Below are 14,214 nucleotides of genomic sequence, written 5' to 3' on the forward strand. Positions count from 1 at the left end.
CGGTTGACTGTACGAGGGGACGTCAGATGATGCGCCAACAAAAACCAGAACCGGGATGGAAGCCATGACCTCGACCCCCGACCTCGTGATCCGCGGCGGCACTGTTGCCGATGGCAAGGGTGGCGACCTATTCGAAGCCGATGTTGCGATTGCAGGCGGCCGCATCACCGAAGTCGGCAAGGTCGCGGCAAAGGGCAAGGAAGAAATCGACGCCCGCGGCAAGCTGGTCACGCCGGGCTTCGTCGACGTCCACACCCATTATGACGGCCAGGTCACCTGGAGCCAGGACATCACGCCCTCCTCGCAGAACGGCGTAACGACGGCGATCATGGGAAATTGCGGCGTCGGTTTCGCGCCGTGCCGTCCGGCCGACCATGTCCGGCTAATTCAATTGATGGAAGGCGTCGAGGATATTCCCGAGCCGGTGCTGAGCGCCGGCATCCCATGGGCCTGGGAGAGCTTTCCGGATTACATGGAGTGGCTGTCGAAAAGAAGCTTCGATATGGACATCGGCGCGCAACTGCCGCATGCGGCTCTGCGCGTCTATGTGATGGGCGAGCGCGGCGCGCGCCGCGATCCCTCGACATCAGACGACAACAAGGCGATGGCAGCATTGGCTGCCGACGCCGTGCGGGCAGGCGCGCTCGGCTTCTCGACCTCGCGCACGCTCAACCACCGTACCTCGACCGGCGATTTTACGCCGACGCTGAAGGCCGGCGAGGACGAACTGACCGCGATCGCGGCGGCGATGCATGCGCAGGGTCGCAGCGTCCTGCAATTCGTGCTCGATCTCTCCACCATCGACGAAGACCTGCCGATGATGCTGCGGGTCGCCGAGAACACCAAAATCCCGGTGTCGTTCTCGATCACCCAGAACGACAAGGCGCCGCAGCGCTGGCGCCAGACGCTCGACACCATCAGAGAGGCCTCGGTGCGCGGCCTCTCTATCACGGCGCAGATCGCCGCCCGCCCGGTCGGACTGATGCTCGGGCTAGAACTGTCGCGCAACCCGTTCCAGACCCATCCGAGCTACCAGGCCATCGCGCATCTGCCGCTCGCCGAGCGGCTCGCCCGCCTGCGCCAGCCCGAAGTGCGCAAGTCGATCCTGAGCGAGCACGCCACCGCGACCGACGATCCACTGTTCTTCCGGCCGAACTACGACAAGATGTACCTGCTTGGAAACCCGCCGGACTACGAGCAGCCGCCGGAGAATACGCTGGGTGCGCAGGCGAAGCGCGAGGGCAAACAGCCGGAAGAACTCGCCTATGATGCGATGCTGACAGATGACGGCCGCGGCATGCTCTACGTGCCGTTCCTCAATTATGCCGACGGCAATCTCGATGCTGTCAGCGAAATGCTGCGCGATCCCAATGCCGTGCCGGGGCTATCAGATGGCGGCGCCCATTGCGGCATCATCTGCGACGCCAGTTTCCCAACCTATCTCCTGACGCACTGGACGCGCGACCGCACCCGCGGCGAAAAACTGTCGATCCCGTTCGTCGTCGCCGCGCAATCGCGCAAGACCGCGCTCTCGGTCGGCCTCTACGACCGCGGCGTGATCGCACCGGGCTTCAAGGCCGACGTCAACGTGATCGACTACGACCGCCTGCATCTGCATCCGCCGAAAGTGCATTACGACCTGCCGGTCGGCGGCCGCCGCCTGATGCAGCAGGTCGACGGCTATGACGCCACCATCGTCTCCGGCGTGGTGACGCAGCGCGCCGGCAACGCCACCGGCGCGCGCCCGGGCAAACTGGTGCGCGGCACGCAGGGAAGCAAGCCGCAGTTCGACGCGGCGGCGAGTTAAGCGGGCGCTGCTTCAATATACTCGGTGTCGTCCCTGCGAACGCAGGGACCCATAACCACCGATGTGAATTGCTTGACCAAGACGTCTGCCACATCGCCATAGACGATAGGCCGCGGCGTATGGGTCCCTGCGTTCGCAGGGACGACGGAAGGATTTGTGCTTCAAGCGAACTTCGGCTGCGCGACCGCCTGGGCCATCAACCGCTTGCGTTCCGTGTTCGGCCACAACAGCAGCAGGCCGAGTAACCCTGACGCCGCCATGATCACGGCGTTGATGGTGAAGCCGGTCATGTAGCCGTCAAGCGGCACCGCCGCATTCTGAATCACGGCGCCCATCACGAACGGCGCGATCATTCCCGCCAGCGTATAGATCGCGCCATAGATCGCGATCACGGCGCCGCGCTGCTGCACCGGGGTGAATTCGCCCAGCATCGGCGGACAGACCACATAGATCGAGCCGCAGAGCCCGGAGCCGACGACGAGGAACGCGATCTGCCATCCAGCGCCGTTGACATAGGGCAGCACCGCAAGAATCAGCCCGCCGACGATCAGCGGCACAGAGCCGAGTACACCCCGAGCGCCGCGCGTCGTGTAGCCGCGCGTCAGCATCACCTGCGAAACCCAGCCCGTCAGCAGCACGATGGCCGCGCCGAACACCCAGGGCAGAACCGAAATCCAGCCTGCGTCCTTTTGCGAGAAGCCCAGCCCCTTGACGATGAATGGCGTGAACCAGGTGAGGCCGAGCGACAGCGCCCAATAGGCGCCGAAAGTCGCGGCGCAGCAGCCGATAAAGGTTCGCGAAGTCAGAAGCTGGAGATAAGGAACGCGCGGATCGGTTGCAGCCGTTGTAACGGTCTGAACCAGCGGTCCCTCCTTGCCCATGACCAGCCACGCCGCTACCCACATCAGGCCGACGATGCCGAGCGCGCCGAACGCATAGTGCCAGCTATGATTGACGATGATCCAGTTCAGTGCGGGCACCGCGAGGATCACCCCGAATGCCGAGCCCTGCGAGAGGATCGCGGTGGGTAGCGTCCGCTTCTCGTCGGGAAACCACTTGTAGACCGCGTGCGCCGCTACCGCGAACGCGGGTCCCTCCCCTGCACCGAGGATGATGCGGCAGATCACCAGCGTCGTGAAACCGACGGTGCCGACCATCGGAAACTGCGCCACCGACCAGATCACCGCCATTGCGAGCAGCACCCAGCGCGTATCGACGCGGTTGACGATGAAGCCGACGACGATGGCCGAGATGGAAAACAGGAAAAAGAACGAGGAGCCGAGAAAACCGAATTGTTCCGGCGAGAGCTTCAGCTCATCCATGATCGGGGCGCCCGCGAGCCCGACGACGATCTTGTCGGCAAAGTTCACCAACATGAACAGAAACAGCAGGAAGGTGATTGTCCAGGCGCCCTTGGGCGTCCCCTTCGACGTCCCCTTGGGCGTCGCTTGCGCGGTCATGGCTGCTTTCCCCGTATATCTTTGCTGGCTCTGTCGGATCGGCCGGTTCCAATGCTACAAGGCGCTTTGCGGGCAAGGCAACCGCGATTTTTACAAATGCCCGCCGAGCAACTGCCGGCTGGCGCGACAGGCGCACGTCACAACCGGATCACGATCGCGGCGCGGCGCGATTGAGGCCGTGATCGGGGACGCGTGCCCTGATATGTTGCATGCCATCACGTCGGGGGATTTTCATGGTCAGATCGGTCCATCATCGCGCATGACCAAAGGCATTCCCAGTGCGACCGGCCCCGTGCTTCACGTGACCGGCCTGACCAAGAGCTACCGCACCGCCGGCGAAGAGGTCGCGGTGCTGCGCGGCGTGAACCTGACGGTCGCTGCCGGTGAGAGCGTCGCACTCACCGGCGAATCCGGCAGCGGCAAGAGCACGCTTTTGCACCTGATCGCCGGGCTCGATGCGGCCGACGGCGGCGAGATCAGGTTGGCGGATACCTCAGTCGCCGAACTCAGCGATGCCGATCGGGCGGAAATGCGCCGCGACCGGCTCGGCCTGGTGTTTCAGCAATTCAACCTGGTCCCGAGCCTTACCGTGGAAGGCAACCTCGCTTTTCAGTCTCGCATCGCTGGCCGTCACGATGCGGCCTGGCACCGCGAACTGGTGGAGCGGCTCGGGCTCGGCCGCTTCCTGAAGCGTTATCCCGAGCAATTGTCCGGCGGTCAGCAACAACGCGTCGCGATCGGCAGGGCATTGGCGGTCAAGCCGCTCTTGCTGCTCGCAGACGAGCCGACCGGCAATCTCGACGAGGACACGGCGGACGAAGTGCTGGCGCTGGCGCGCGACCTGGTGACGCGCAGCGGCTGCGGTTTTCTGATGGTGACGCACAGCGTGCGGCTCGCAGCAACGCTCGACCGCCAGGTCAACCTCCATGCCGGGGTGATCGCGTGAAACGCGCACTGTGGACGCTGGCCGTGCTGCTGAGCCATTGGCGGCGGCACCCGATGCAGTTGGCTACCCTGCTGATCGGGTTGATCTCGGCGACCGCGCTGTGGAGCGGCGTGCAGGCACTCAATCAGCAGGCGCGCACCTCCTACGATCGCGCCGCCGCTACGTTTGGCGGCACGCGCACCGCCATGCTGGTCGCCCGCAACGGCCTAAGCTTCCCGCAAGAACTTTTTGTCGAGTTGCGCCGCGCCGGCTGGCCGGTCTCGCCGGTGCTGGAAGGCCGCATCCAGATCGAGGGACGGTCGTTGCGGCTGCTCGGCATCGAACCCGTTACGCTGCCCGCCGAAGTCGGCAACGCGCCGACGGTCGGCAAAGCCAGCCTGCAAACCTTCATGACCCCGCCGGGCGAAATGCTGGTGGCGCCGGAAACGCTTTCCGACCTCAAGCTCGCGGAGGGCACGCGCCCACAGGGCGATGGCGGCGCACCGCTGCCGCCGCTTCGCATGCAGCCGAACCTGGTGCCCGGCGTGCTGGTCGTCGACATCGGCATTGCGCAGAGCCTCCTGAAAATGCCGGACCAGCTTTCGCGGCTCCTGATCGGCAAGGCGACAGGCAGGCACCCGCCGCTCGAAAGCGTTGCCGGCGACAAGCTTCGGCTGATCGAAGCCGATGCGGAGACCGACCTCGAACGCCTCACCGACAGTTTTCACCTGAACCTGACCGCGTTCGGGTTACTGTCGTTCTTTGTCGGCCTGTTCATCGTCAATTCGGCGATCGGGCTCGCCTTCGAGCAACGGCTGCCGACCTTGCGCACCTTGCGCGCCTGCGGCGTCTCCGCGCGGATGCTGAACATCGTGCTGGTGCTTGAGCTGGTGTCGCTGGCGCTGGTTGCGGGGCTGATCGGACTCGTGTGCGGCTACTTCATCGCCGGTGCGCTGCTGCCTGACGTCGCCGCATCGCTGCGCGGGCTCTATGGCGCGCAGATTCCGGGGCATCTCACGCTCAAGCCGCAATGGTGGATCGCGGGCATCGCGATCAGCATTTTAGGCGCACTCGCAGCGGCCGCTGCCAGTCTCACCAAGGCGCTGCGGCTGCCGTTGCTCGCCACCGCCCAGCCCTTCGCCTGGCAACAGGCGCAGCGGCGCTGGCTGACTTACCAGAGCGCGCTGGCGCTCGTGGCGTTCGCAGCGGCCGGCGGCTTTTTGTGGTTTGGCGATTCCCTGATTTCGGGCTTTGCCGTGCTCGCCGCAATAATGCTCGGTGCAGCGCTGATCCTGCCGATGTTTCTGGAAATCGTGCTGTCGCTTGGCCAGCGCTATGCACGAGCCCCGCTCGGAATCTGGTTCTGGGCCGACAGCCGCCAGCAATTGTCGGGATTGTCGCTCGCCTTGATGGCGCTGTTGCTCGCATTGGCGGTGAATGTCGGCGTCTCCACCATGGTCGAGAGTTTTTCCCGCACGTTTCTGGTCTGGCTGGACGGGCGGCTGGCGGCAGAAGTTTATGTCAACGCCGCCAACGACGCGCAGGCACACGAGATCAAGGCGTGGCTGCGCGAACGCCCCGAGGTCGAGGCGATCCTGCCTGGCGGCCGCGCCGATACGCAATTGGCGGGCGCGCCGCTCGAGGTGCTGGGCCTGCCTGATCACGCCACCTATCGCGACAACTGGCCGCTGCTGCAATCGACTGCGGATGTCTGGGTCAAGCTTCGCCCTGGCGATACGGCCCTTGTCAGCGAACAACTGGCGCGACGGCTGCACCTCTCCCTCGGCGACCGCATCGAAGTGCCCGCTTCAGGCGGAAACTGGACGCTCAACGTGGTCGGCATCTATGCCGATTACGGCAACCCCAAGAGCCAGATCGCAGTGAACTTCGCCGCGCTGACGCGGCGCTTTCCGGAAATCCCGCTGACGCGCATGGGACTGCGGGTCGCCCCGCCAAAGATCCCGGCGTTGATCTCAGCACTGCAGGAAAAGTTCGGCCTCGACAATCGCAATGTCGCCGACCAGGCGACGATGAAGGCGGAATCGACGCGGATCTTCAACCGGACTTTCTCGGTCACGGCGGCGCTGAACGCCTTCACGCTCGGCGTCGCCGGCGTTGCGCTGCTGACGAGCCTCTTGACGCTTGCCAATTCCCGCCTGCCGCAACTGGCCCCACTATGGGCGATCGGCGTCACGCGGCGGCGGCTCGCGGCCATCGAGCTGTTGAAGACGACCTCGGTGGCGCTGATCACCACCATCTTTGCGCTTCCGCTGGGTTTGCTGGTCGCCTGGTGCCTGCTTGCGATCGTCAACGTCAAGGCGTTCGGTTGGCGGTTGCCGTTTCATGTCTTTCCGCTGCAATTGCTGTGGCTCACCGGCGTCGCGATGGCGGCAGCGGTTGCGGCCTCCGCGCTCCCCGTCATCAGGCTGGCGCGCATGCAGCCGACCAGCCTGATCAGGATCTTTGCCAATGAGCGGTAGCGGCCTCATTACCCGCCGCTGCTTCATTGGCGGCACGCTCTTGGCCGGATTCGGCGGCGAGGCACTCGCGCAGGGCTTTGCCGGGCTTGGCGATAGCGCGGATGGATTTGCGCCGGTCGTGCCGGGCAGGACATTTGCTTTTCCTGCCGACCACGGGCCACATCCGGAATTCCGCATCGAGTGGTGGTATGTGACGGCCAATCTCACCGATGTCAGCGGAGCAGCCTACGGCGCCCAATGGACGCTGTTTCGCCAGGCGATCGCGCCAGGCGGGCCGCGAGAGGGCTGGGCCAACCAGCAGATATGGATGGGCCATGCCGCCGTCACGCGCGACGATACCCATCGCTTCAGCCAGACGTTCGCGCGCGGCGGTGTCGGCCAGGCCGGCGTCGAGGCCAAGCCGTTTCACGCCTGGATCGATGCCTGGGAGATGCGTGCACTCGATTCCGTGAATGACGACAATATCGCACCGCTGGAACTGAAAGCATCGGGCGCCGAGTTCAGCTATACGCTGCGCCTGGACGCGGATCGGCCGCTGGTGCTGCAGGGCGAAGGTGGCTACAGCCGCAAATCGCTGCGCGAGCAGGCCTCCTATTATTACAGCCAGCCGCACTACGCGGCGACGGGCATCCTCACCATTGACGACAGGCCCATCGACGTCACCGGCATGGCCTGGCTCGATCGCGAGTGGAGCAGCCAGCCGCTGGCCGCGGATCAAAGCGGATGGGACTGGCTCTCGCTGCATTTCAACGCCGGCGACAAATTGATGCTCTACCGGATGCGCCAGACCGACGGCCAGCATTATGGCTCGGGTAAATGGATCGCGCCCGACGGCACGGCCGAGCAACTCGCCTCCGCGGATATCGCCATGACGCCGCTCGCGTTCACCGAGATTGGGGCGCGAAAAATTCCGACCACATGGCGCGTCGAGGTTCCGAGCAGGGCGCTCAAGATCGAGTGCACGCCGCTCAATCCCCAGAGTTGGATGGGCACGAGCTTTCCCTATTGGGAAGGCCCGATTCGCTTCGCAGGCAGCCACACGGGGGTGGGCTATCTGGAAATGACGGGCTATTAAGCCCGCGCACGAAAAGGGGAGTTTCAGCGATGTATCATTTCACCGCGCTCGTCAGCTTGCTGGCGATCCTGGTCTACTTCTATTCGTCCGTTCGTGTGTCACAGGCGCGCGGCAAATTCGGCGTCAAACTGCCGGCGATCTCGGGCAATCCCGATTTCGAGCGCGTGTTTCGCGCGCAGATGAACACGCTGGAATGGCTGCCGATCTTTTTGCCGGCGCTATGGCTGTTCGCGATTTATATCAGCGACGACATCGCTGCTGCGCTGGGGCTGGTCTGGGTGATAGGCCGCATTCTCTATATATTTGGCTACGCGAAGTCGGTCCCACAGCGCAGCCCCGGCTTTGCGACTCAGGCGCTGGCGACGATCGCGCTGTGGGTCGGCGCATTCGGCGCCATCGTGTGGCGGTTGGTGCAGGGGTGAGGCGTGAAGGATACCCCATCCGGCGTTCCCCGGATGCTGCGCAGCGCGCCAGCGGTGCGCTGCTGATCCGGGGTCCACACGCCGCAGCGGTGGGTCCCGGCTCTGCGGAGCAGCGTTGCACGCTGCACCGCGTCCGGGACACGACAGTCAGAATCACTTCACCAGCGGGCAGCCGGAATCCTTTGCCGCCGGGAACGCCTTGTCGCCCGGCACCACGGCGAGCTGCTTGTAGTAATCCCACGGCTTCTTCGATTCTGACGGCTTCTTGACTTCGAACAGATAGAGATCGTGGACCATGCGGCCGTTTTCCAGCACCTTGCCGCCTTGCGCAAAATCGTCGTCGACCGGGAGCTCCTTCAGCTTCTTCGCCACCGCCTCGGTATCCTTGGTGCCCGCGGCCTTCACTGCCTTGAGGTATTGCAGCGTCGCCGAATAGGTGCCGGCCTGGATCATGTTCGGCATGCGGCCGGTGCGTTTGAAGAAGCGTTCGGCGAGATTACGGCTCTTGGCGTCGCGGTCCCAGTAGTAGCCTTCGGTCAGCACCAGGCCTTGCGCTGCTTGTAGCCCGAGGCCGTGGACCTCGGCGAGCGTCAGCAACAGGCCGGCGAGCTTCTGGCCGCTCTTGACGATGCCGAATTCCGCCGCCTGCTTGATCGAGTTGGTGGTGTCGAGGCCGGCATTGGCGAGGCCGATGATCTTGGCTTTCGAACTCTGCGCCTGCAGCAGGAAGGAGGAGAAATCCGACGAGTTCAGGGGAATGCGGACTGCGCCGAGCACCTTGCCGCCCTTCGCCCTGACGAAATCGCCGGTGTCTTTTTCCAACGCGTGGCCGAAGGCGTAGTCCGCGGTCATGAAGAACCAGCTATCGCCGCCGGATTCCACCAGCGCACCGCCGGTGCCGTAGGCGAGCGCGTGGGTGTCGTAGGCCCAGTGGAAGCCGTAAGGCTGGCAGGCGTCGCCGGTGAGGCGCGAGGTCGCAGCACCCACGACAATGTCGATCTTCTTCATCTGCCTGGAGAGATCGTGAATCGCGAGCGCAACCGAGGAGGTCGTCAGCTCCGTGATCATGTCGACGCCCTCGACCTCATACCAGCGCCGCGCGATCGCGGTGGCGAGGTCCGGCTTGTTCTGATGGTCGGCGGAGACGATTTCGATCTTGTGGCCGAGCACCTCGCCGCCAAAGTCCTCGATCGCCATCTTGGCCGCCTCGAACGACCACTTGCCGCCGTAGTCGGCGTAGACCCCGGACTGGTCGTTCAGAATGCCGATCTTGACGCCCTGCGCCGATGCCGGCGCAGCGAGCAAAAGACCAACGGCCGCAACGGCGGCCAACGATCCCGACTTCATTTTTTTCTCCTGGAATTTTTTGTCAGAGGAACCTGGTGACACTATTCAATAACCCCGCGAGTGCCCATCCATTTCAGATCAGCCAAAAGTATTGGGGAACTCGCGATGAAGGAACGCGAGTCACCATCTTCTTCGTCATTCCGGGGCGCGCGAAGCGCGAACCCGGAATCCATCTCACGACAAGTTATGCGGGCTGATGGATTCCGGGCCTGCGCCTATCGGCGCATCCCGGAATGACGATGCTGGCGGTGAAGCCATCGCACTCACACCGCCGCCGGCTTCTTACTCTTGCCTTCGGCGAGGTTGCGCACGATGACGTAGAAGATCGGCGTAAACACCAGGCCGAATAGCGTGACGCCAATCATGCCGAAGAACACGGCGACGCCCACCGCCTGCCGCATCTCCGAGCCCGAGCCCGACGAGATCACCAGCGGCAGCACGCCGAGGATGAAGGCGAATGACGTCATCAGGATCGGCCGCAACCGCAACCGGCAGGCTTCGATCACGGCCTCCAGCCGCGCCTTGCCCTCAAGCTCGATGTCGCGCGCGAACTCGACGATCAGAATAGCGTTCTTGGCCGCAAGCCCGACCAGCACCACGAAGCCGATCTGGGTCAGGATGTTGACGTCCTGCCCCATGATCCGCACGCCGATGGTCGCAGCCAGCAGGCACATCGGCACGATCAGGATGACGGCAAACGGCAGGCTCCACGAGCCATATTGCGCCGCCAGCACCAGATACACGAACAGCACGCAGATCGGGAACACGAGGAGGCCGGCTTGGGCGCCGGTGACCTGCTGGTAGGACAGATCGGTCCATTCGAAAGAGAAGCCGCTCGGCAGCGTTTCCTCGGCCAGCTTCTTCATGGTGTCGATCGCGGTCGCCGAACTGGTCCCCGGCAGCGTGTCACCCTGCAGCTCGGACGCGGGATAGAGATTATAGCGCGCGACGCGGTCGGGGCCGGAGATGTCGCTGAAACTCACAACGCTACCGAGCATCACCATGTCGCCGGCGGCGTTGCGGGTGCGCAGGCGTGCGAGATCGGACGTCTCCTTGCGGAACGGCAGGTCGGCCTGCGCCGTGACGCGGTAGGTGCGGCCGAACAGGTTGAAGTCGTTGACATAGGACGAGCCGAAATAGGCCTGGATCGTATCGTTGATATTGGCGATCGGCACGCCGAGCTTCTGCGCCTTGACGCGGTCGATGTCGACGAACAGTTGCGGCGTATTGGCAGCAAAGGTGGAGAACACCTGGGTCAGCCCGGGTGCCTTGCGCGCAGCGCCTATCAATTCGTCGGTCGCCGCCGCCAGCATCTCGGAGCCGCGGCCCTGACGGTCCTGGATGCGCATAGTAAAGCCGCCCCCGGTGCCGATGCCGGGCACCGCGGGCGGCGGGATGACGATGATGAAGGCACCCTGGATGCTCGCCAGCCGCGTGCGCAGATTGTTGGCGATAGCGCCTGCGGAAAGCCCCTTCTTGTGACGCTCTGCCGGATCTTCGAACACGGGGAATAGCGCGGCGGCATTGCCCGCCTGCGTCCGCGTTGCGCCGGAGAAGCCGGCAAATGCCGCGACGCGAATGATGCCTGGCGTATCCAGCGCAATCCGCTCGATCTCGCGGACCACCTCGGTCGTTCGCGCCAGCGAGGCCGCACCCGGCAATTGCACGGAGACGATCACGTAGCCACGGTCCTGCGCCGGAATGAAACCTTGCGGCGTCGTTATCAACAACCATCCGGCGCTGCCGATCAGCGCCGCATAGAGCACCAGCATCACCACCGCGTGCCGGATCACGAAATCGGCGGTGCTGGCATAGCCATGCGCGAGCCGGTCGAAGCCGCGATTGAACAAGCCGGTAAAGGCGCCCCAGCCGCGGGCGATGAAATTCCAGCGTGCCGGCGGCCTCTTGTCTTCGTGCGGCTGCAGGATCAACGAGGCCAGCGCCGGCGACAGCGTCAGCGAACAGAAGCAGGAAATCGCGGTCGCGACCGCAATGGTGACCGCGAACTGCTGGAAGAACTGCCCGGAGATGCCGCCGAGGAAGGCGGTCGGCACGAACACGGCGCACAGAACCAGCGCGATCGACACCAGCGCGCTGCCGACCTCCTGCATGGTGCGGAGCGCGGCGTCGCGCCGGCTCATGCCATGTTCGAGATGACGCTCGACGTTTTCGACCACGACGATCGCGTCGTCGACCACGATGCCGACCGCCAGCACAAGGCCGAACAGCGTCAGATTGTTGATCGAGAACCCGAGCGCCGCCATCACCGCAAAGGTGCCGACCAGCGAAACCGGAATCGCGATAATCGGGATGATCGCCGGGCGCCAGCCCTGCAAGAATACCAGCACCACGATCACGACCAGCGCCATCGCCTCGTAGATCGTCTTGATCAGCTCGCTGACGGACTGCGCGATGAATTCGGTCGGATTGTAGCCGATGTTGTAGTCGAGCCCCTTCGGGAAGCTCGCCTTCAGTTTCTCCATTGTGTTGGAAATACTCTTGGCGGTCGCCAGCGCATTCGAGCCCGGCCGCTGCGTCACCAGCATTGCGACCGCGGATTTGCGCAGCAGAAAACTGTTGGTCGAATAGGCCAAAGCACCGAGTTCGATCCGCGCGACATCGCGCAGCTTGACCGTGCGCCCGTCGGCGCCGGCCTTGACCACGATCTCCTCGAATTGTTTCGGGTCTTTCAGACGGCCGGTAAAGGTGAGATTCGGCGAAAAGGCGCGGTCGGCGATCGGCGGCTCCGCGATCTGGCCGCCTGCGATCTGCACGTTTTGCGAGCGGATCGCCGCCACCACTTCGCCCGCGGTCAGGCCGAGCGTAGAGATCTTGTCGGGGTCGAGCCACAGCCGCATCGAGTAGTCGCGCGCGCCGAAGATCTGAATGTCGCCCACGCCGTCGAGCCGGAGCAACTCGTCGCGGACCTGCAGCAGCGCGTAGTTGGAGATGTAGAGCTGGTCGAACGTATCGTCCGGCGACAGCATGAACACGACCATCAGGATGTCGGGGCTGTTCTTGCGGGTGATGACGCCGTTGCGCTGCACCTCTTCGGGCAACCGCGGCTGCGCGATCGCGACGCGGTTCTGCACCAGCACCTGGGCCTTGTCGAGATCGGTGCCGAGCTTGAAGGTGACCGTGATCGTCAACTGCCCGTTCGAGGTGGCCTGGCTATAGAGATACAGCATGTCCTCGACGCCGTTGATCTCCTGCTCGATCGGAGCGGCGACGGTGTCGGACACGGTTTGTGCGGAGGCGCCGGGATATTGCGTGGTGACCGTCACCGTCGGCGGCACCACTTGCGGATATTCGGAGACCGGCAGCGTGGTGTAGGCGATCGCGCCGACGATCAGAAGCACGATCGACAGCACCATCGCCAGGATGGGCTGGTTGATGGAGAGGCGGCCGAGATTCATGTCTTGGCACCAGCCGGCTTGATGTCGCCCGGCTGTGGGCTGACCTTTGCTCCCACCCGCGCCCGTTGCAGGCCGTCGATAATGACGCGGTCTTCCGCCTTCAGGCCCTCGCGGATCACGCGCAGGCCTTCATCGAGCGGTCCAAGCGTCACCGGCTTCGCCTCGACCGTATTGTCGTCCTTGACGACAAAAACGATCTTGCGCGACTGGTCGGTCGCGACTGCCGTATCCGGCAGCAGCAGCGCCTCATAGGGCGCACTGCCGATGATCCGGACGCGGCCGAACTGTCCGGGCAGGATCGAGAGATCCTTGTTCGGGATCACGGCGCGGCTGCGCAGCGTCCCGGTCGAGACATCCAGGCGGTTGTCGAGGAAATCCATCTTGCCCTCATGCGAGGGCTTGGTTTCGCCGGTCAGCGTCACCTGGACCGGGTTCGGCGTGTCGCGCGAGCTCGGCCGCTTGCCTTCGGACCAGAGCCGGCTGTTCCGCAGGTAAGTCGCCTCGTCGACATCGAAATAGATGTAGATCGGGTCGAGCGAGACGATCGAGGTGAGTAGCGTCGCGCCGCCCTCGGAGCCCTGCACGAGATTGCCAGGCGTCACGAGATGGCGGCTGACGCGGCCGGTGATCGGTGCCATCACATGGGTGAATTCGATATTGAGCTTGGCGGCCTTGAGCGCGCCTTCGGCCTGCATCTCCGCGGCGCGCGCCGCCTGCAGGGTCTGGCGGCGCTGGTCCACGACGGAATCGGACACCGCCTGGGTTTGATTCAATGTCAGCGCGCGATCGAGTTCGCGTCTGGCGAGCTCCGCTCTCGCGCGCGCATCGGACAACTGTCCATCGGCCTGTTCGGCGACCGCCTCGAACGGCCGGGCGTCGATCACGTACAGCAGATCGCCTGAGCGCACGATCGCGCCGTCGCGGAATTCGACGCTGGTCACGAACCCGCCGACGCGGGCGCGAACCTGGACCTCCTGGATGGCCTCGAAGCGGCCGGTGAATTCGTCCCAATCGGTGACGGTACGTTTCACCGGCTGCGAGACCGTGACCGATGGCGCCGCGGCGGCTGGCTGTTGCGGCGGCTTGTCGCCGCAAGCAGACAGCGCAAGCGCAAGCAATGGGGGCAGCCATTTGAGGCCGCGAAGTGTGTGACCATAACGGCTCGCCGCAGCCGGACCTTTCAATGGCTCAGTCGTGCTCAATCCCATCTCCCCCTGCATTCTCAACATCCTGATTGATGGAAAAGGCTTGCCGTGGAACTTAGTGGCGGAGGCCACAGATG

General features: G+C 64.3%; 9 protein-coding genes. 5 read left to right on the forward strand and 4 right to left on the reverse strand.

The genetic code is table 11. From position 1 onward, the window contains the following. Positions 1-64 precede the first annotated feature (64 nt). Entirely contained in the window at positions 65-1,807 is a 1,743-nt protein-coding gene (locus LMTR3_RS25440) for an N-acyl-D-amino-acid deacylase family protein (protein ID WP_065747871.1), read from the forward strand. Positions 1,808-1,968: 161 nt separating this feature from the next. Here the strand turns inward: LMTR3_RS25440 and LMTR3_RS25445 are convergent, their stop codons facing one another. Beyond that, positions 1,969-3,267, reverse strand: a complete 1,299-nt coding sequence (locus LMTR3_RS25445) for an MFS transporter (RefSeq protein WP_065747709.1) — start codon at positions 3,265-3,267, stop codon at positions 1,969-1,971. A gap of 259 nt (positions 3,268-3,526) precedes the next feature. Here LMTR3_RS25445 and LMTR3_RS25450 point away from each other — a divergent pair, with 259 nt between their 5' ends. Genes LMTR3_RS25450 through LMTR3_RS25465 form a run of 4 tightly spaced genes read left to right on the forward strand, consistent with a single transcriptional unit; the run spans position 3,527 to position 8,169 of the window. Beyond that, positions 3,527-4,213 carry an ABC transporter ATP-binding protein gene (locus tag LMTR3_RS25450; protein ID WP_176721987.1) on the forward strand — a complete coding sequence of 229 codons (687 nt, stop codon included), beginning with the start codon at positions 3,527-3,529 and terminating at the stop codon, positions 4,211-4,213. Next, positions 4,210-6,672 carry an ABC transporter permease gene (locus tag LMTR3_RS25455; protein WP_065747710.1) on the forward strand — a complete coding sequence of 821 codons (2,463 nt, stop codon included), beginning with the start codon at positions 4,210-4,212 and terminating at the stop codon, positions 6,670-6,672. The genes LMTR3_RS25450 and LMTR3_RS25455 overlap by 4 nt, the downstream gene beginning before the upstream one ends. Beyond that, complete coding sequence (locus tag LMTR3_RS25460) at positions 6,662-7,747, forward strand: lipocalin-like domain-containing protein (protein WP_065747711.1); 1,086 nt, start codon at positions 6,662-6,664, stop codon at positions 7,745-7,747. Before LMTR3_RS25455 ends, LMTR3_RS25460 begins: the two co-directional genes overlap by 11 nt. A 29-nt stretch (positions 7,748-7,776) precedes the next feature. Further along, positions 7,777-8,169 (forward strand): MAPEG family protein, encoded by a 393-nt coding sequence (locus tag LMTR3_RS25465; protein WP_065747712.1) that lies wholly within the window; start codon positions 7,777-7,779, stop codon positions 8,167-8,169. Between the two features lie 153 nt (positions 8,170-8,322). Here LMTR3_RS25465 and LMTR3_RS25470 read toward each other — a convergent pair whose 3' ends face one another. The 3 genes from LMTR3_RS25470 to LMTR3_RS25480 form a co-directional block, all read right to left on the reverse strand. Continuing rightward, positions 8,323-9,516 carry an ABC transporter substrate-binding protein gene (locus LMTR3_RS25470; RefSeq protein WP_065747713.1) on the reverse strand — a complete coding sequence of 398 codons (1,194 nt, stop codon included), beginning with the start codon at positions 9,514-9,516 and terminating at the stop codon, positions 8,323-8,325. A 263-nt stretch (positions 9,517-9,779) separates the two neighbouring features. Then, on the reverse strand, positions 9,780-12,932 hold the full coding sequence (locus LMTR3_RS25475; RefSeq protein WP_065747714.1) for an efflux RND transporter permease subunit: 3,153 nt from the start codon (positions 12,930-12,932) through the stop codon (positions 9,780-9,782). Then, on the reverse strand, positions 12,929-14,059 hold the full coding sequence (locus tag LMTR3_RS25480; protein WP_245319995.1) for an efflux RND transporter periplasmic adaptor subunit: 1,131 nt from the start codon (positions 14,057-14,059) through the stop codon (positions 12,929-12,931). Before LMTR3_RS25480 ends, LMTR3_RS25475 begins: the two co-directional genes overlap by 4 nt. Positions 14,060-14,214 lie beyond the last annotated feature (155 nt).

It is taken from the genome of Bradyrhizobium sp. LMTR 3, assembly GCF_001693485.1.
GTDB lineage: Bacteria > Pseudomonadota > Alphaproteobacteria > Rhizobiales > Xanthobacteraceae > Bradyrhizobium.

What these genes read in the sequence shown, in the direction of transcription:
- LMTR3_RS25450 (WP_176721987.1), top strand. Translation starts at nt 3,527, where the DNA reads ATGACCAAAGGCATTCCCAGTGCGACCGGCCCCGTGCTTCACGTGACC.
- LMTR3_RS25445 (WP_065747709.1), bottom strand. Translation starts at nt 3,267, where the DNA reads ATGACCGCGCAAGCGACGCCCAAGGGGACGTCGAAGGGGACGCCCAAG.
- LMTR3_RS25475 (WP_065747714.1), bottom strand. Translation starts at nt 12,932, where the DNA reads ATGAATCTCGGCCGCCTCTCCATCAACCAGCCCATCCTGGCGATGGTG.
- LMTR3_RS25465 (WP_065747712.1), top strand. Translation starts at nt 7,777, where the DNA reads ATGTATCATTTCACCGCGCTCGTCAGCTTGCTGGCGATCCTGGTCTAC.
- LMTR3_RS25440 (WP_065747871.1), top strand. Translation starts at nt 65, where the DNA reads ATGACCTCGACCCCCGACCTCGTGATCCGCGGCGGCACTGTTGCCGAT.
- LMTR3_RS25470 (WP_065747713.1), bottom strand. Translation starts at nt 9,516, where the DNA reads ATGAAGTCGGGATCGTTGGCCGCCGTTGCGGCCGTTGGTCTTTTGCTC.
- LMTR3_RS25460 (WP_065747711.1), top strand. Translation starts at nt 6,662, where the DNA reads ATGAGCGGTAGCGGCCTCATTACCCGCCGCTGCTTCATTGGCGGCACG.